The sequence below is a fragment of the Microbacterium sp. NPDC079176 genome (assembly GCF_040686675.1).
Lineage (GTDB): Bacteria > Actinomycetota > Actinomycetes > Actinomycetales > Microbacteriaceae > Microbacterium.
The window spans coordinates 300,641-318,398 of the sequence record NZ_JBFBLM010000003.1; the positions used below are offsets into that span (position 1 = coordinate 300,641).

Below are 17,758 nucleotides of genomic sequence, written 5' to 3' on the forward strand. Positions count from 1 at the left end.
CGTCACATGCGAAGAAGCGCATATGCGCCAAACGTAGAATGGGGGTGGGCGGATCCGCCCGACATCCCAGGGAGTGAACGTGGCCCTCATCGTGCAGAAGTACGGCGGCTCCTCAGTCGCCGACGCAGAGAGCATCAAGCGCGTCGCCAAGCGCATCGTCGACACGCGTCGCGCCGGCCATGACGTCGTCGTCGCCGTGAGCGCGATGGGCGACACGACCGACGAGCTGCTCGACCTCGCCAACGAGGTCGCGCCGATTCCCGCTCCGCGTGAGCTCGACATGCTGCTCTCGAGCGGTGAGCGCATCTCGATGGCGCTCCTGGCCATGGCCATCCACTCGATGGGCTTCGAGGCACGGTCGTTCACCGGCAGCCAGGCGGGCATGATCACCGACTCGCAGCATGGCGCCGCCCGCATCGTGGATGTTACCCCCATCCGTCTGCGCGAAGCGCTCGACGAGGGGGCCATCGTCATCGTCGCCGGCTTCCAGGGCTTCAACCGCGACACCCGCGACATCACCACGCTCGGACGCGGAGGCTCGGACACGACGGCCGTCGCTCTCGCCGCGGCCCTCGACGCCGACGTCTGCGAGATCTACAGCGACGTCGACGGCATCTTCACGGCCGACCCCCGCGTCATCCCGAAGGCGCAGAAGCTCGACCACATCGGCAGTGAGGAGATGCTCGAGCTCGCCGCCAACGGCGCGAAGGTGCTCTACATTCGCGCTGTCGAGTACGCACGCCGTCACGGCGTCCTGATCCACGCCCGTTCGACGTTCTCGTCGTCCGAGGGCACATACGTTCTGGGCGAGGGTATGAAGAACCCCCGCGAAGCCGAGGGAGCAGCAGCCATGGAAGAACCGATCGTCGCCGGTGTCGCCACCGATTTCGGCCAGGCCAAGATCACCGTCGCCGGCGTTCCGGACGTGCCGGGCAAGGCGGCGGAGATCTTCAAGATCGTTGCGAAGTCCGGCGCCAACGTCGACATGATCGTGCAGAACGTGTCGGCCACGGGTCGCACCGACATCTCGTTCACGGTTCCCAAGGCCGATTCCTCGGCCGCGCTCAAGGCGCTCGCAGGGGAGCAGACCGAAGTGGGCTTCCAGAACCTGGTGCACGACGATCAGATCGGCAAGCTGTCGGTCGTCGGAGCGGGCATGCGGACGCACTCGGGCGTCTCCGCGACGCTGTTCGAGGCGCTGTCGGCCGGTGGCATCAACATCGAGATGATCTCGACGTCCGAGATCCGCATCTCGGTCGTGCTCCGCGACACCGACCTGGCCGAGGCCGCCCGCACTGTGCACACGGCGTACGGACTCGACGGCGACGCCGAGGCCACGGTCCACGCCGGCACCGGTCGCTGACCTCCGCCGATCGCGCACGATCTGCGGATGACCGCACGATCTGCGGAAGTGTCAGCTGATCCCGTCCGCGAATCGTGACCCGATCCGCAAAACTGACTCGGGATGCTGACCCGGCCCGCACCCCGCCCGACGGTCGGTCCTCGATCACCGGACGGCACGGTAGACTCACCGAAACCCTGACATCGGCGCCAGGCGCGGCATCCGCATCCCGACGTCGCGCCTGAAGCCTCGCATGCAGCACTGCACGACGCCAAGGAACATCATGACCCGCATCTCCGACTCAGGACTCTCCGTCGCCATCGTCGGCGCCACCGGCCAGGTGGGCACCGTGATGCGCGAGATTCTCGCCGAACGGTCCTTCCCGATTCGCGAGCTGCGTCTGTTCTCGTCGTCGCGCTCTGCAGGCACCGCCATCGAGTTCGGCGGCGCGACCGTCATCGTCGAGGATGTCGAGACGGCGGATGCCGCGGGCATCGACATCGCCCTCTTCTCGGCCGGCGCGACCGCCAGCCGCGCATACGCTCCCCGCTTCGCCGAGGCCGGAGCCGTCGTCGTCGACAACTCCAGCGCCTGGCGCAACGATCCCGAGGTTCCGCTGGTCGTCAGCGAGGTCAACCCGCACGCGATCGACGACCGCCCTCGCGGCATCATCGCCAACCCGAACTGCACGACCATGGCAGCCATGCCGGTTCTGAAGGCGCTGCACGCCGAAGCGGGTCTCGAGCGCCTGATCGTCTCGACCTACCAGGCCGTCTCCGGTTCGGGTCTCGCCGGTGCGCAGGAGCTCCTCGGGCAGGTCGAGGGCGTCCTCGCCCAGGGCGACACGCTGCGCCTCGTGCACGACGGCTCGTCGATCGACTTCCCGGAGCCCGAGAAGTACGTCGCTCCGATCGCGTTCGACGTCATCCCGTTCGCGGGCAACCTGGTCGACGACGGTCAGAACGAGACGGACGAGGAGAAGAAGCTCCGCAACGAGAGCCGCAAGATCCTCGAGCTGCCCGACCTCCGTGTCGCCGGCACGTGCGTGCGGGTTCCCGTCTTCACGGGCCACTCGCTCTCGATCAACGTCGAGTTCGCCCGCGACATCACGCCGCAGCGCGCCGCCGAGGTGCTCGCCGCAGCCCCCGGTGTCGTCCTCGACGAGGTGCCCACGCCGCTCCAGGCCGCGGGCAAGGACCCGAGCTTCGTCGGACGAATCCGCGCCGACCAGTCCGCTCCCGAGAACAAGGGCCTCGTGCTGTTCATCAGCAACGACAACCTGCGCAAGGGCGCGGCGCTGAACGCGGTGCAGATCGCCGAGATCCTCGCCGAGCGCCTGGTCGCCATAGCCTGACCGCATCGCGGTCATGCGGATCCGGTCTCGCCGGACGGCCCCGCGTGGTCTGTCGTGCCGTGACCGCGAACTAGACTGTCGTGGTGACCGAAACCGTCGATGTCGTCTTGATCGGTGGTGGCATCATGAGCGCCACCCTGGGTACCCTTCTGCACGAGCTGCAGCCGGATTGGAAGATCGTCGCGTTCGAGCGACTCTCTGATGTGGCTCAGGAATCGTCGAACCCGTGGAACAACGCGGGCACCGGCCACGCGGCGCTCTGCGAGCTGAACTACATGCCGCAGCAGAAGGGCGCTCCGCTCGACCCCGCCAAGGCCGTCTCGATCAACGAGCAGTTCCAGCAGAGTCGTCAGTTCTGGTCGTCTCTGGTCGATCGCGGCGTGCTCGATGCGCCGTCGACCTTCATCAACGCGACGCCGCACATGACGTTCGTGCGCGGTGAGAAGGACGTCAAGTACCTCAAGGACCGCTACGAGGTCCTGAAGAAGCAGCCGCTGTTCGAGGGCATCGAGTACAGCGAGGATTCCCGCGTCATCAACAAGTGGGCGCCGCTGCTCATGCAGCAGCGCCGTAAGAGCGAGCCGTTCGCGGCCACCCGCGTGCCCGCCGGAACCGACGTCGACTTCGGTGCGCTGACGCACCAGCTCTTCGACCACCTCACCGAGTCGGGCGTCGCGCTGCGCACCAACCACGAGGTCAAGAGCCTGAAGAAGCAGAAGGACGGCACCTGGCTCATCAACTACCGCACGACGATCGGTCGCACGCCGAACCAGATCAAGGCGCGTTTCGTGTTCGTCGGCGCCGGCGGCTGGGCGCTCAAGCTGCTGCAGCGCTCGGGCATCCCCGAGATCAAGGGCTACGGTGTCTTCCCGATCGGCGGGCAGTTCCTCAAGACCTCGAACCCAAAGATCGTCGCGCAGCACAAGGCGAAGGTGTACTCGCAGGCCTCGGTGGGCGCCCCGCCCATGTCGGTCCCGCACCTCGACACGCGCGTGGTCGACGGCGAGGCCTCCCTGATGTTCGGCCCGTTCGCGACCTTCAGCCCGAAGTTCCTCAAGAACGGCTCGATGCTCGACATCGTGTCGCAGGTGCGCACGCACAATCTGTGGCCGATGCTGCGCGTCGCGTTCGCGAATCCCGACCTCATCACCTATCTGGTGGGGGAGCTGCTGAAGAACCACGCCAAGAAGGTCGACAGCCTGCGCACGTTCATGCCGACGGCGAAGGACGAGGACTGGACGCTCATCGACGCGGGGCAGCGCGCCCAGGTCATGAAGAAGGACCCCAAGAAGGGCGGCATCCTGCAGTTCGGCACCGAAGTGGTGTCCGCGGCCGACGGTTCGATCGCCGGTCTGCTCGGCGCCTCGCCCGGCGCCTCCACCGCCGTGCCGATCATGCTCGATCTGCTGAAGAAGTGCTTCCCCGACGAGTACCCCGGCTGGGAGTCGGAACTGCGCGAGCTCATCCCGACATTCGGCGAGCAGCTGAACAAGGATCCCGAGCTGGCGGCGAAGTCCACCGCGGCGACGGCGGCCACGCTCGGCATCAACGAGTAGCGCGCCGGTGGCGAAGCTCTACTTCCGCTACGGGGCGATGAACTCGGGCAAGTCCACCTCGCTGCTCCAGGCCGCGTACAACTACGAGGAGCGCGGCCAGCACGTGCTGCTCGCGAAGCCGGCGATCGACACCAAGGGTGCATCCGAGATCGCGAGTCGACTCGGTGTCACGCGGCACGTCGACTATCTCATCGCTCCCGATGCGGACGTCCGCGAGCTCTTCGACGAGCACCGGGATCGCGTGCGCCGTGCGGTCGCCGATGAACCGGTCCGCGGGGGGTCGATCGATGTCGCCTGCCTCCTGATCGACGAGGCGCAGTTCCTCACGGCGGAGCAGGTCGACGACCTCTTCCGCATCGCGATCGAAGACGGCATCCCGGTGATCGCCTACGGCATCCGCAATGACTTCCTCACCCACGCCTTCCCGGGGTCGGCTCGTCTGCTCGCGATCGCGCACTCCCTCGAGGAGCTGAAGACCATCTGCCGCTGCGGGCGCAAGGCCGTCTTCAACGGTCGTGTGATCGGTGGTCGGTTCGTCTTCGACGGCGACCAGGTCGCCATCGACGAGGGCGCTGACGGATCGCTGGCGCCGGAGATCACGACCTACGAGTCGCTGTGCGGCGCGTGCTACCTCGAAGAGTCGGGTGGGCGGCTGGGCTGAACGCCCTCGCGTCATCCTCCGCCCTCGGGCGGTGTGTCGGCGTACCCCGATTGCGTGGTCTGACCACACACGCTACTGTGGTCAGACCACAGCTGCGTCGAGGATCGATGCCGCCGATGCACACGATGAGGAGAGCGGATGCCGGAGCAGCCAGCGCGCGCCTGGAGGCTCGTGCTCGAACATGTCGAGCGCGACCTGCTCGACGGGCGTCTCGGCCCCGGTGATCGTCTCGCCTCGGAGCGCGAGCTCGCCGCGGACCTGGGTGTCGGGCGCTCGAGCGTCCGAGAGGCGCTGCGCGTGCTCGAGGTCATGGGGCTGATCCGCACCTCGACCGGCTCGGGGCCGCAGTCGGGCGCGATCGTGATCGCGACCCCGTCCGGTGGTATGTCGACGCTTCTGCGCCTCCAGGTCGCCGCACAGGGCTTTCCGCTGGCGGACGTGGTGCAGACGCGACTGCTGCTCGAAGACGCGGTCGTCGCCGCTCTCGCGAGCCAGCACGCGCCCGATCTCACCGCGGCGCACAGCGTGCTCGATGCGATGGACGTCGGCGCCCTGACGCCTGACGAGTTCCTCACCCTCGATGCCCAGCTCCACCTCGCCCTCGCGGAGTCGAGCGGCAACACCGTCGTCGCCGCGATCATGGCGGGCCTGCGCACCTCCATCGAGTCGTACGTGCAGCAGGGCGCCTCATCCATCGCCGACTGGGATGCCATGGCAGACCTGCTGCGCGCCGAGCACCGAGCCATCATCGAGGCCATAGCCGCGGGTGACGCGGCGACCGCCCAGACCCTCGTCCGAGCGCACATCACCGGCTACTACACCGCGGCGGGGCTCACCCGCAGCGTCCGACCCACCGACTGAGAGGACAGCCATGGTCCAGCGCCAGGTTCCCAACCCCGCAGAGCTTCTCGACCTGATGAAGTTCAAGAAGCCCGAGTTCAACGGCAAGAAGCGCCGTCTCGACTCGGCGCTCACGATCGACGACCTGCGCACGATCGCCAAGAGGCGCACGCCGAAGGCCGCGTTCGACTACACTGATGGCGCCGCCGAGGGCGAGCTGTCGCTCACGCGGGCACGCCAGGCATTCCAGGATGTGGAGTTCCACCCCGGCATCCTCCGGCCGGCTCCGGACGTCGACACCGCGGTCGAGATCCTCGGCGGCCCGTCGGCGCTCCCGTTCGGCATCGCGCCGACAGGCTTCACGCGTCTCATGCAGACAGAGGGCGAGGTCGCCGGCGCGGGAGCGGCGGCGGCGGCCGGCATCCCGTTCACCCTCTCGACCCTGGGCACGACGTCGATCGAGGGCGTGAAGGCGGCCAACCCGCACGGACGCAACTGGTTCCAGCTCTATGTCATGCGCGACCGCGAGATCTCCTACGAACTCACTCGCCGTGCTGCCGCCGCGGGCTTCGACACGCTGCAGTTCACGGTGGACACCCCGGTCGCCGGAGCGCGGCTGCGTGACAAGCGCAACGGCTTCAGCATCCCGCCGCAGCTCACGCTCGGCACCATCATCAATGCCATCCCGCGTCCGTGGTGGTGGTACGACTTCCTGACGACCCCGAAGCTGGAGTTCGCGTCGCTGAGCACCACCGGCGGCACCGTCGGCGAGCTGCTCGACGCGGCTATGGACCCCACGATCAGCTACGACGACCTTGCGGTGATCCGTGACATCTGGCCGGGCAAGATCGTGATCAAGGGCGTGCAGAACGTCGAGGATTCGGTGCGCCTGCGTGACGCGGGCGTCGACGGCATCGTGCTCTCCAACCACGGCGGGCGGCAGCTCGACCGCGCGCCCATTCCGTTCCACCTTCTGCCGGAGGTCCGGACCGCCGTGGGCGACGACTTCACGGTCATGGTCGACACGGGGATCATGAACGGCGCGGACATCGTCGCGGCGGTCGCGCTCGGAGCGGACTTCACCCTCATCGGCCGCGCCTACCTCTACGGCCTCATGGCTGGCGGCCGTGCGGGCGTCGACCGCACGATCGAGATCCTGCGGACGGAGATCGAACGCACCATGCGTCTTCTGGGCGTCGCCTCACTCGCGGAGCTCGAGCCGTCGCACGTCACTCAGCTCACGCGCCTCGTGCCGGTCGCACGGGCAGCGTCGGAGGCCGTCGTCCGCTGACCTCGTCCCCGGATTCGAGGGGAGGGGTGGGCGGTCAGAGGGTCGCGAGAAGCTCGTCGAGCTTGTCTGCGGTGTCCTCCCACCCCTCGACCGCGACCGAGGGCACTCCGATCGCCAGGACGGGGTAGTCGTTGCCGCCTTCATCGAGTCGGTCACCGTAGAACAGCATCGAGGTGAGGGGGATGCTGGTGTGCTCGGCGAGCTGCTTCATGCCGAAGGCCTTGTCGATGCCGGCCAGAGTGATGTCGATGGAGGTCGAACCGCCGGATCGCACTTCGAGCTCGGGGAGTCTCGCCGCCACGGCGTCCCGAAGAGCTTCTCGTTTCGCACCGGACGGGTCCCACTCGTGCTTGGCATCGCGGGGAGCCTTCTGCCCGAGCGCAGAGAAGGTGATCTGGGATCCGCGGTCCTCGAGGATCTCACCCCAGGGCTGAGACTCCCACAGCCCCAGACGCTCCGCCTCCTCGCGCAGGGCGGCGAGAGCGCCGGCCTTCTGCTCCGCGGTGAGGTCATGGGCGTAGAGCGGCGAGAAATCCGTGCCGTCGTGGCGCAGGTACCGTGTGCCGCAGGTGGGGAGCAGGTGCAGCCGCGCCGCGGCCGCCTCGTCGATGGTTCCGAGCCGCGCGATCACCTGAGCGCGGAACTGCGCCTCGTTGCCGCCCGAGATGATCGCGACCTCGACCCGCTGCAGCAGCGCGAGCAGCAACGAGGCGATGCGAGCATCGATGGGCTCTTTCGACGGGGCGAGGGTGTCGTCGAGATCGAAGGCGACGAGTGCAGGCGAGGTCATGATGCTTCCAGAGTAGACGGGCGGTGCTGAGAGACACGCGGAGCGAAGAGGAGGGTGCACAGGATCGCGAGCGCTACGCCGATCAGCGCGCCGCCGGAGTTCGCGATCACATCGGACACGGTGGCCGTACGATTCGGCAGGGCGAGGCGCTGGGCGGCCTCGATGGAGAGGGACACTGCCGGGCCCAGGGCGAGCGCCAGCAGCCAGAGGCGGCGGGGGATGAGGATGAAAGCCAGGATGCCGATGGGCACGAAGACCAGAACGTTGGCGATGACCTCGAGGCGGGTGAAATCAAGAGACTCCCACCCCAGTCGGTGCGAAACGGACAGAACGAGATCGAGCAGGTTCGGCATGGACTGCTCGATGCGCGTCGGCGTGAGCGTCAGCAGCGCGATGCCGCCGAAGAACGGCAGGGCGAGAGCGAGGGCGATGCCTCGGGTCAGTCGTCGAGGCGGGGGGAGCAAGCGACTCATGCGGTGCCTTTCTCCTCGTTCCGGATACAGAGAAGGCCGCCCGTGAGGACGGCCTTCCGGTGTTACTTGTCGGGGTGACAGGATTTGAACCTGCGACCTCTTCGTCCCGAACGAAGCGCGCTACCAAGCTGCGCCACACCCCGTTTTGCAACCCTCCGAGTCTACAGCGAAAAGCTCCCAGCGCCGAATCGAGGCATCAACCGCGCGCCGTCAGGGTCAGCAGCGTCGCCTCGGGGCGGCACGCGAAGCGTATCGGCGCGTAGATCGAGTGTCCGCAGCCCGCGCTGACATTGAGGGGCACGGCGCGATCGCCCTGAGTCCACGTGCTGAGACCCTTCGCCTGCTTCAGCGGGATGTCGCAGTTCGCTACGAGAGCACCGAAACCGGGCAGGCACACCTGACCGCCGTGCGTGTGGCCGCCGAGGATGGCGTCGGCGCCCATCTCCACGAACCCGTTCAGGACGCGCTGATAGGGCGCGTGCGTGACGCCGAGAACGGATGTGCCGGCAGTCCGCGGGCCGAGAGCATCGATGGCGTCCGGCAGGTCCTCGAGCCGGTCCCAGTCGCAGTGCGCATCACTCACGCCGAACAGGTCCAGGGGACTGCCGGCCACCATGAGTCGCGCTGCGGCGTTGTTCAGGCTCGTCCATCCGAGCTCGTCGGTGAAGTACGCGTCCATCGCATCGGTGTCGAGGAAGTTCAGCTCTCTCGGGCGCTGCGACGGGCCGGCGAAGTAGCGGATCGGATTCCGCGGCGAGGGGCCGATGACGTCGTTGGAACCGTGCACGAAGACACCGGGGATTCCGGCGAACGGCTCGAAGGCACGTCTGATCCCGGCGAGACCGTCGCGGTGTCCGAGATTGTCGCCGGTGTTGACGATGAGATCGGGCTTCAGCTGCGCGAGTGACGCGAGCCAGTCCTGCTTGCGGTGCTGCCACGGAGCCATGTGCGCGTCCGAGATGTGCAGCACGCGCAACGGTGCGGAACCCGGGGCGAGAGCGGATGCGGTCGCCTCACGCACCGTGAAGAGGTAGCGCTCGATGCCGATGCCCCAGACGGCGGCTGCGGCACCAGCGGCCCCCACCGCGCCGAGCGCGATGAGGGCCGGGTGCGCCGCGTGGCGAGACGTCACTTGCAGCGGACCTTGATGGACGTGCTCTTCGTCGTCGGTGTGTTCGCGGCCGGGTCGGTGGACGTGACCGCGGCGTTCTGACCGTTGCATGACCCGTCGAAGTCGATCGACGAGAACCCTGCCCCGAACAGCGCGCTCTGCGCTTCGGCCTTCGATTGTCCGGTGATGTCGGGCACCGTCGCGCCCTGGCCGTTGCTCGGCGAGATCGTGATCGTCGCACCGCTCGGGGCCTGTCCGGACGGGTCCTGCGCCATGACGACATCGCCGGCGGGACCGTCCACGGCGGGTCCGACGGCTGCGGTGAAGCCCGCAGCCTCGATGAGAGAGGTCGCTTCGCCGACGGACTTGCCCACCACGTCGGGAACGTTCGTCAGAACCTGACGAACCAGCTTGTCGTCGGGGCGAGGGAAGTCCTCCGCGGGGTACACGGCATCCGCGGCACCCTGGATCGCCTTGGCGAGGCCGTAGCGGATGTCGCCGAGTCGCGTCCCGTTGCCGTTGCGGAAGTCGTTCAGCGGCACGCGGCCGTCGACGTTTCCGACCCACACCGCTGTCGTGACCTTGGTGCTCGACTCGACGAGCATGGTGTGCTCCTTCTCGGCGGTACCGGTCTTGCCTATCAGCTGGGTTCCGTCGTACGGGTTGGCCCTCGTTCCGGTGCCGTTGCCCTCCATGACGCCTCGCAGTGCGTACGCGGCGGTCGCGGCGACCTCAGGGGTGAGCTGCTGGGAGCACTTCTGCGCGGGAGGAGTGATCTCCGCGCCGTCCTCGCCGACGACCCGGTCGATCACGCGAGGCTCGCAGTAGACGCCGTTGTTGGCGACGGTGGCGTAGGCGCCGGCCATCTGCAGAGGAGCCACGCTCTTCGAGCCCAGAACCGTCGGGAACGGATCGTTCGGAGCGGTGTTGGCGTTCGTTCCGCCGACCGTGATGTCGTCGCCGTTGCCGTAGTGGACGCCGAGTCGCTTCGCCACCTCGTTGATGTCGCAGAGATCGAGCTGCTGCGCCATCGCGAGGAAACCGGTGTTCAGGGACTGCGCGGTGAACTGTCGCACGCTGCCCACCGAGCCGCCGGAGTTGCCGAAGTTGTTGATCTTGGAGCTGTTCGTCACCTTGTCCCCGCACCTGGTGAAGGGGCTGAAGGTCTTGAGGCGACCGTCGAGGACCTGGTTCACGGAGTGGCCGGACTCCAGCCAGCTCAGAAGCGTGAACAGCTTGTAGGTCGATCCCGTCTCGAACCCGTAGGTCGAGCCGCCATGCGCCTTGTCGGCCGCGAAGACCTGAGAGGTCTCGCCGGCAGCCAGGTTGGCCTCGGTCGTCTCGTTGAAGACGGTGTTCTGTGCCATGGCGAGTACCCGACCCGTGGACGCCTCGATCGACACTCCGGTGCCACCGACGAGGATCCCGGGCATCGCCTGCGGGACCTGCGCCCTGACCGCGTCGATCGCGGGCTGCTGGACCCGCAGATCGAGGGAGGTGTAGATCTCCATTCCGCCGCGGCGGAGGTTCGAGCGACGCTCCTCTTCCGTGGCGCCGAACGCCTCGTCGTTCTCGATGACGGCCTTCACGTACTGGCAGAAGTACGCGTTGTCGCCCGCGGCCGCACAGCCCTGCTGGGGCTCGCTCAGCAGGGGAGTGACCGGCGAGGCGACGGCCTCGTCGTGCGCGGCCTGCGTGATCTTCGCGTCCGCGAGCATCCGATTGAGGACGTAGTCTCTGCGATCCTTCGTGTCCTTGTAGCCGTCGGCGTCCCCGTTGTGCGCCACGCCGGCGTCATCCGTCCAGATTCCCTCGGGGCGGTCGATGCGGAATCGGTTGGGCTCCTGCACCATGCCGGCGATCGTCGCCGCCTGCGCGAGACTGAGATTCGCCGCGCTGGTGGAGAAGTACCGGTTCGCTGCGGCCTCGATGCCGTAGATGGTGCCGCCGAAGTTGGCGATGTTGAGGTAGCCGAGGAGGATCTCGTTCTTCGAGTAGTCCTTCTCGATCTTCAGCGCATAACGCATCTCCTGCAGTTTGCGCTCGACGCCCTTGCCGCCGTCCGCGACCGCCGCATCGAGGAAGCACTGCTCGATCTGCTTGGAGTAGTCCTCGGCCGCGGGGTCGACGTCCTGCTCGCACTCCTGCACCTGGACGTTCTTCACGTACTGCTGCGTGATCGTGGAGGCTCCTCGATCGGTCGTGCCTGCGACGTTGCCGACCGCGGCCTTCAGCGTCGCGCCGAGGTTGATGCCGCCGTGGGTGTAGAAGTTCTTGTCCTCGCTCGACAGGATCGCGTCGTACATCACCGGCGCGACCTGGTCGTACGCCACGGGGATGCGCTTCTGCTCGTAGAACGACGCCAGGGCGACGGGGTTGCCGTCGAGACCGGTCGCATAGATGGTCGACTGCTGCATCGGCGCGCCGACCTGAAGGTTCTCCGGCAGGTCTTCGAAGATGGTGAGGGCCTGCGACCCGGCGATACCGGTCATGGCGAGGACCGGGGTGACGCTGGCCGCGACGAGGAGGCCGGCGACGGCGCTCAGCCCGACGAGTCCGAGGACTCCGCCGAGCGCACCTTTCACCGTGCGATTCTTTTGAGGCATACGCTTGATCGTAGGGGAGTTCCCTGAATACCGCCTTTGACGCAGCCGCCAGCGCGGATGCCGCCAGACAGGAGTGCCATGACCACCTGGGAGTACCTGACCACCCCGTTGCTGATCCACAACACCGCAGCGATCCTCAACAACTGGGGCAAGCAGGGCTGGGAGCTCGTGCAGGTCATCCAGGGCCCCGAGGGTGGGCTCGTCGCCTACTTCAAGCGCCCGGTGACGGCGGATGCCTCGGGCAACGCCGGTCTCGCTGCCGCAGCCGAGGCGTCCCGCCAGTTCGAAGGGGGAGCGGCATGAGCGTCTCTGAGCGCCTGACCGAGCTGGGCATCGAGCTCCCCGTCGTCGCGGCGCCGGTCGCAGCCTACGTCCCGGCGGTCGTGCGCGACGGACTCGTCTACACCTCCGGCCAGCTGCCTTTCGTCGAGGGAGCGCTTCCCGCGACGGGCAAGGTCGGGGCAGAGGTCACCGCCGAGGACGCCAACGCCTATGCGCGCACCTGCGCCCTGAACGCTCTCGCGGCGGCTGCGGCTGCGGCCGGGGGCGTGGACAGGATCGCCGGAGTGCTGCGGCTCGGTGGCTTCGTGGCATCCACCCCCGATTTCACCGGCCAGCCCGGCGTGATCAACGGGGCGAGCCTGGTCCTCGGCGAGATCTTCGGCGACGCCGGGCAGCATGTCCGCGCGGCCGTCGGTGTGCCGGTGCTCCCGCTCGACAGCCCGGTCGAAGTCGAGGCCACGTTCATCCTGGCCTGAGGTCGCCACCCCTCACCACGCGCACACGGCAACGCCCCCTTCCGGATCGATTCGGAAGGGGGCGTTTGCTGTATCCGCGCTATTTGACCTGCGCCGAGATGATGCTCATCACCGCGGTGTCGGCCAACGTGGTGGTGTCTCCGACCTCGCGCCCCTCAGCCACATCGCGCAGCAGACGCCGCATGATCTTGCCCGAGCGCGTCTTCGGAAGCTCGCCCACGATGTACACGTCGCGGGGCCGTGCGATCGCGCCGATCTGCTCACCCACCCAGAGGCGCAGCTGCTGCGCGAGTCCGGCGGGGTCGTGCGCCGAGAGGTAGCTCTCCTTGATGATCACGAATGCGACGACGGCCTGACCGGTCGTCTCATCTGCCGCGCCGACGACCGCGGCCTCGGCCGTCGCCTCGTGTGCGACGAGCGACGACTCGATCTCGGCCGTCGAGAGGCGGTGTCCGGAGACGTTCATGACGTCGTCTACCCGGCCGAGCAACCAGAGGTCGCCGTCCTGGTCGAGGCGCGCACCGTCACCGGCGAAGTAGTAGCCCTGCTTCTCGAACTTCTCCCAGTACGTGTCCGTGAACCGCTCAGGGTCGCCCCAGATGCCGCGGAGCATGCTCGGCCACGGTTCGGTGACGACGAGGAGGCCGCCGTTGCCGTTGCCCACCTCGGCGCCCGACTCGTCGACGACGTCGATCGAGATTCCGGGCAGCGGCACCTGGGCGGATCCCGGCTTGGTGGCGGTGACACCGGGCAGTGCAGAGACCATGATCGCGCCTGTCTCGGTCTGCCACCAGGTGTCGACGATGGGCGTCTTGCCCGCGCCGATCACGTCGCGGTACCAGATCCACGCCTCGGGGTTGATGGGCTCGCCCACCGAGCCGAGCAGGCGCAGCGACGACAGATCGAACTTCGCGGGCACGCTGCGGCCGATCTTCATGAACGAGCGGATCGCGGTGGGCGCCGTGTAGAAGATCGAGACCTTGTACTTCTCGATGATCTCCCACCAGCGCCCGGGGTGCGGCGCGTCAGGCGTGCCCTCATAGATGACCTGGGTCGCGCCGTTCGCCAGCGGACCGTAGGTGACATAGCTGTGTCCGGTGATCCACCCGATGTCGGCGGTGCACCAGTACACGTCGGTCTCGGGATGCAGGTCGAACACGTACTTGTGCGAGTAGGCGGCCTGAGTGAGGTACCCGCCGGAGGTGTGCAGGATTCCCTTGGGCTTTCCCGTAGTCCCGGAGGTGTAGAGGATGAACAGCGGGTTCTCGGCGGGGAAGGCCACGGCAGTGTGCTCGGGGGAGGCCGCGGGGACGACCTCGTGCCACCAGAGGTCGCGACCGTCCTCCCAGTCGACCTCGTTCTCGCCGCGCTTGACGACGAGCACGTGCTCGACCGTCTGCTGCTCGCCGTCGCCGCGGTCGGCGAGCGCCTGGTCGACGGCCGGCTTGAGCGCGGACACGCGGCCCTTGCGGTAGCCGCCGTCGGCGGTGATGACGAGCTTCGCCCCTGCGTCATCGATGCGCGAGCGGAGGCTGTCGGCGCTGAACCCGCCGAACACGACCGAGTGGATGGCGCCGACGCGGGCGACGGCGAGCATCGATGCGACCGCTTCGGGGATCATCGGCAGGTAGATCGCGACGCGGTCGCCATGGCCGATGCCGAGCCCCTCCAGCACGTTCGCGACGCGCTTGACCTCCTCGGTCAGCTCGGCGTAGGTGATCGACCGGGAGTCGCCCGGTTCGCCCTCCCAGTGGAGAGCGACACGGTCGCCGTTGCCCGCCTCGACGTGGCGGTCGAGGCAGTTGTACGCGACGTTGAGCTCGCCGTCGTCGAACCACTTCGCGAACGGCGGGGTCGACCAGTCGAGCACGCGAGTGAACGGCTTGTGCCACTCCAGCAGTTCGCGTGACTGGTCGGCCCAGAAGGCTTCGCGGTCGGTCGACGCGCTCTCATACAGCCGGGGAGACGAGACCGACTGGGCGACGAACTCCTCGGACGGCGGGAACTGGCGGGTCTCATCGAGAAGGTGATCGATCTGGCTGCTCATCGGCAGGCGCTCCTTTGCGGCGTGGCAGGTCGTGCGGGCATGAACGCATCTCTGACGCGATCAGGTCAGGGCGAATCTAGTCCCGGGCACGGACATCGCATTACTGCCGAAAGTCGGTAGTCCGACGGGTTTTGTCAGGACGGTCGCCTTGCGTACACTCGACGACAGCCGAATTCTCATTCTGGCCTTGGCGTGCCCGATTCCCCCATGAGGGACGCCGTGGGCGGCATCTCATTCCCCCCGTGAGGTGCCGCCCATCTCTATGCCGGGAGCGCTCCCATCCTGTGGCTCGCGATCTGACGCCGTCCACACCCGCTCTGCACGGATGCCATCGTCCAGACGTTGCTCACAGTGGTCGTCGCGGGAGCGCCGCGGCGACCCCGCGGATCCGCCGTGAGCCCTAGCTTCGGGGCATGCCTGATCCCTTCGTCATTCAGCCGCGCGGCTCGGCGGCGCTCGTCGACGGAACCGTCCGGGGTGCTCCTTCGCCGCTGCAGGTCGATCCCGCCTTCGGCCTCCTCGCCGAGCACTGCGCAGACGAGGAGGTCACCGACATCTTCGTCAACGGCGCATCCGGGCTGTTCATCGACCGAGGGCATGGTGCGGAACCCGTGCTCGGGTGGAGCGCGTCCGAGCGGGAGGTCCGCGACCTCGCGGTCGGGCTCGTCGGACTCGGCGGTCGACATCTCGACGACCAGGCTCCGTGCGTCGATGTCAGGCTCGACTCCGGCATCCGCGTCCATGCCGTGCTCGCGCCGATCTCGACGTCGGGGACGGCGCTCTCGATCCGTGTGCCCAGAGTGCGCGCTGCCGATCTCGACGCGCTGGCGGCGCTCGGCTCCTTCGACGCGGCCCAGCACAGCTGGCTTCTCGAGCTCGTCGCCGAGCGCGCCAACATCCTCATCACCGGCGGGACGGGAACGGGCAAGACCACGCTGCTGTCGGCATTGCTGTCAGCCGTCCCGGCCTCTGAGCGCATCGTCACGATCGAGGACGTCGCCGAACTGCGCCCGCAGCATCCCCACCACGTCGCTCTGGAGGCACGGCAGTCGAATCTCGAGGGAGCCGGCGGCATCAGCCTCGCCCGGTTGGTCCGCGAGTCGCTGCGCATGCGCCCCGACCGTCTCGTGGTCGGAGAATGCCGCGGCGAGGAGGTGAGAGAACTCCTGACTGCTCTGAACACCGGACACGACGGGGGAGCGGGAACTCTCCACGCGAGCGGTCTCAGCGACGTGCCGGCCCGGCTCGAAGCGCTCGGCGCCCTCGCGGCGATGGATGCCACGGCGCTCGCGCGCCAGGCTGTGAGCGCCTTCACGATCGTCCTTCATCTCGACAGGGCGCCTGGCGGGCGGAGACGCATCGCGCACGCCGGCGAGCTCGCGGTGAGCGGGGATCGGCTGAGCATCGAGGAGGTGCGGCCGTGGTGAGGGGATGGCGTCGTCCGGTCGTCGATACCGGGGGCGACGCCGCGACATCGGTGCAGACGCTCGCGGTGCTTCTCCAAGCCGGCGCGGTGCCGATGGTCGCATGGCGCCATCTTGCCTCGATCGGCGACCGTCACGCTGCGTCCGTGATCGCCCGTGTGGATGGCGGCGTCCCGCTCATCGCGGCCATCGAAGCGGAGGGTGGCGCGTGGCGTGACCTCGCGGCCGCCTGGGAGATCGCGACGACCGTCGGCGCACCGCTCGCCGAGGCGCTGAGGATGCTCGCTGAGACGCTGCGCGACGCGTCATCCGCCGCGGACGACGTGCGCATCGCGCTCGCCGAGCCCGCGGGAACCGCCAAGCTCCTGCTCTGGATGCCGTTCGCCGGCCTCTTCCTCGGCTTCGCCCTCGGCTTCGACACTGTCGGCGTCATCGTCGGGACGCCCGCCGGCGCCGGGTGCGTGGTCGCCGGGCTCCTGCTCGTCGCCGCGGCGCGCGCGTGGACCGGGCGACTCCTCACGCGGGCGCGTCCCGAACCGGGAACACCGGGTATGCGAGCCGAGCTCATGGCGGTCGCCCTCTCAGGAGGCGCGTCGATCCCACGAGCCCTGCGCCTCGTCGCCGAGAGCCCGGCATCGTCTCCCGGTGACGACGCTCGCATCGGCGCGGTGCTCGAGCTGTCGCATGCTGCCGGGGTCCCGGCGGGTGAACTGCTTCGGGCTTCCGCCGGCCAGGAGAGACACGCGTCACGGGTGGACGGACGCCTTCGCGCGGCCAAGCTCTCGACGACGCTGCTCATCCCGCTCGGAGTCTGCACTCTCCCGGCCTTCCTGCTGCTCGGCGTCGCACCGCTTCTGCTGAGCGTGCTCGCCTCCACTCCACTGCCGCTGTGACGGCCGAGTTCCACCGGATGCACCGCGTATCCGTCCCATAGAAAGAAGGAACACATGAACACCATCCCCTCGCTCACCCGGCGCAGCGCGGCAACCCTCTTCGGCGACGACAGTGGCGCGGCCACCGCCGAGTACGCCATCACCACGATGGCGGCCGTCGCCTTCGCCGGCCTCCTGGTCGTGATCATGAGGTCAGACGAGGTGCGTGGCATCCTCACGGACCTGGTGCGTCGGGCACTGACGGTGTCGTGATGACTTCCGTCCATGCCGGCGAGCGCGGCTCCGTGACTGCGGAGCTCGCGCTCGCGGTTCCCGCCGTCGTGCTCGTCCTCCTACTCGGAGCCGGCGCTCTGGGCGCAGCCTCCCGTCAGGTGGCACTGCAGGATGCGACCGCTGACGCGGCCCGGCTCCTCGGCAGAGGAGAAGACGAGGGGGCCGCCGCACATGCGGTGTCGGCTGCAGTGCCCGGTGCGTCGATGTCGAGCAGCACGTCGGGCGATCTCGTGTGCGTGTCCGCAGAGACCGACTTCACCGTCGGCGGCTTCGTGAGGGTGGGCGTGCGCGCGTCGAGTTGCGCGCTCGCCGGAGGACTCTGATGTTCTCGACGGTGGA

At 68.1% G+C, this 17,758-nt stretch carries 17 protein-coding genes and 1 tRNA gene; 12 read left to right on the top strand and 6 right to left on the bottom strand.

Features of this window, described 5'->3' with window-relative positions; genetic code table 11:
- The first annotated feature begins 79 nt into the window (after window positions 1-79).
- The 6 genes from AB0P11_RS08810 (at window position 80) to AB0P11_RS08835 (ending at window position 7,044) form a co-directional block, all read left to right on the top strand.
- Window positions 80-1,363, top strand: coding sequence for an aspartate kinase (locus AB0P11_RS08810; protein ID WP_053099207.1), 1,284 nt, complete (start codon window positions 80-82; stop codon window positions 1,361-1,363).
- A 262-nt stretch (window positions 1,364-1,625) separates the two neighbouring features.
- Window positions 1,626-2,696: an aspartate-semialdehyde dehydrogenase gene (locus AB0P11_RS08815; protein ID WP_053097389.1), complete on the top strand. Its 1,071-nt coding sequence runs from the start codon at window positions 1,626-1,628 to the stop codon at window positions 2,694-2,696.
- 83 nt (window positions 2,697-2,779) lie between these two features.
- Window positions 2,780-4,252 (top strand): malate:quinone oxidoreductase, encoded by a 1,473-nt coding sequence (locus tag AB0P11_RS08820; protein WP_363521318.1) that lies wholly within the window; start codon window positions 2,780-2,782, stop codon window positions 4,250-4,252.
- 7 nt (window positions 4,253-4,259) lie between these two features.
- Window positions 4,260-4,913 carry a thymidine kinase gene (locus AB0P11_RS08825; RefSeq protein WP_056279839.1) on the top strand — a complete coding sequence of 218 codons (654 nt, stop codon included), beginning with the start codon at window positions 4,260-4,262 and terminating at the stop codon, window positions 4,911-4,913.
- A 138-nt stretch (window positions 4,914-5,051) separates the two neighbouring features.
- Window positions 5,052-5,774, top strand: coding sequence for an FCD domain-containing protein (locus AB0P11_RS08830; protein ID WP_363521321.1), 723 nt, complete (start codon window positions 5,052-5,054; stop codon window positions 5,772-5,774).
- 10 nt (window positions 5,775-5,784) lie between these two features.
- A complete protein-coding gene (locus tag AB0P11_RS08835) occupies window positions 5,785-7,044 on the top strand; it encodes an alpha-hydroxy acid oxidase (protein ID WP_053097383.1) in 1,260 nt (419 codons plus the stop codon).
- Between the two features lie 34 nt (window positions 7,045-7,078).
- Here the strand turns inward: AB0P11_RS08835 and AB0P11_RS08840 are convergent, their stop codons facing one another.
- From AB0P11_RS08840 to AB0P11_RS08860, 5 genes are all read right to left on the bottom strand, one after another.
- The gene (locus tag AB0P11_RS08840) at window positions 7,079-7,834 is read right to left on the bottom strand and encodes an HAD-IIB family hydrolase (protein ID WP_056279843.1); all 756 of its coding nucleotides are present in this window, start codon (window positions 7,832-7,834) and stop codon (window positions 7,079-7,081) included.
- Window positions 7,831-8,307: a VanZ family protein gene (locus tag AB0P11_RS08845; protein WP_363521324.1), complete on the bottom strand. Its 477-nt coding sequence runs from the start codon at window positions 8,305-8,307 to the stop codon at window positions 7,831-7,833. The genes AB0P11_RS08840 and AB0P11_RS08845 overlap by 4 nt, the downstream gene beginning before the upstream one ends.
- Window positions 8,308-8,376: 69 nt before the next feature.
- Window positions 8,377-8,450, bottom strand: a tRNA-Pro gene (locus AB0P11_RS08850).
- 53 nt (window positions 8,451-8,503) lie between these two features.
- Window positions 8,504-9,439 (bottom strand): metallophosphoesterase, encoded by a 936-nt coding sequence (locus tag AB0P11_RS08855; RefSeq protein ID WP_072591628.1) that lies wholly within the window; start codon window positions 9,437-9,439, stop codon window positions 8,504-8,506.
- Window positions 9,436-12,024 (bottom strand): transglycosylase domain-containing protein, encoded by a 2,589-nt coding sequence (locus AB0P11_RS08860; RefSeq protein ID WP_053097375.1) that lies wholly within the window; start codon window positions 12,022-12,024, stop codon window positions 9,436-9,438. The genes AB0P11_RS08855 and AB0P11_RS08860 overlap by 4 nt, the downstream gene beginning before the upstream one ends.
- Before the next feature lie 78 nt (window positions 12,025-12,102).
- Between AB0P11_RS08860 and AB0P11_RS08865 the strand changes: the two genes are divergently transcribed.
- Together AB0P11_RS08865 and AB0P11_RS08870 are read left to right on the top strand one after the other, a co-directional pair.
- The gene (locus AB0P11_RS08865) at window positions 12,103-12,327 is read left to right on the top strand and encodes a DUF4177 domain-containing protein (RefSeq protein WP_053097373.1); all 225 of its coding nucleotides are present in this window, start codon (window positions 12,103-12,105) and stop codon (window positions 12,325-12,327) included.
- Window positions 12,324-12,782: a RidA family protein gene (locus AB0P11_RS08870; protein WP_363521329.1), complete on the top strand. Its 459-nt coding sequence runs from the start codon at window positions 12,324-12,326 to the stop codon at window positions 12,780-12,782. Before AB0P11_RS08865 ends, AB0P11_RS08870 begins: the two co-directional genes overlap by 4 nt.
- A gap of 79 nt (window positions 12,783-12,861) precedes the next feature.
- Here the strand turns inward: AB0P11_RS08870 and acs are convergent, their stop codons facing one another.
- Window positions 12,862-14,829, bottom strand: coding sequence for an acetate--CoA ligase (gene acs / locus AB0P11_RS08875; RefSeq protein WP_363521332.1), 1,968 nt, complete (start codon window positions 14,827-14,829; stop codon window positions 12,862-12,864).
- Between the two features lie 413 nt (window positions 14,830-15,242).
- On the opposite strand from acs, the gene AB0P11_RS08880 reads away from it, so the two are divergent.
- Genes AB0P11_RS08880 through AB0P11_RS08895 form a run of 4 tightly spaced genes read left to right on the top strand, consistent with a single transcriptional unit; the run spans window position 15,243 to window position 17,742 of the window.
- Complete coding sequence (locus AB0P11_RS08880) at window positions 15,243-16,256, top strand: TadA family conjugal transfer-associated ATPase (protein WP_053097367.1); 1,014 nt, start codon at window positions 15,243-15,245, stop codon at window positions 16,254-16,256.
- Window positions 16,250-17,146, top strand: coding sequence for a type II secretion system F family protein (locus AB0P11_RS08885; RefSeq protein WP_363521336.1), 897 nt, complete (start codon window positions 16,250-16,252; stop codon window positions 17,144-17,146). The genes AB0P11_RS08880 and AB0P11_RS08885 overlap by 7 nt, the downstream gene beginning before the upstream one ends.
- 54 nt (window positions 17,147-17,200) lie before the next feature.
- Entirely contained in the window at window positions 17,201-17,398 is a 198-nt protein-coding gene (locus AB0P11_RS08890) for a DUF4244 domain-containing protein (RefSeq protein WP_053097366.1), read from the top strand.
- The gene (locus tag AB0P11_RS08895) at window positions 17,398-17,742 is read left to right on the top strand and encodes a TadE family type IV pilus minor pilin (protein WP_053097363.1); all 345 of its coding nucleotides are present in this window, start codon (window positions 17,398-17,400) and stop codon (window positions 17,740-17,742) included. Before AB0P11_RS08890 ends, AB0P11_RS08895 begins: the two co-directional genes overlap by 1 nt.
- Window positions 17,743-17,758: the final 16 nt, after the last annotated feature.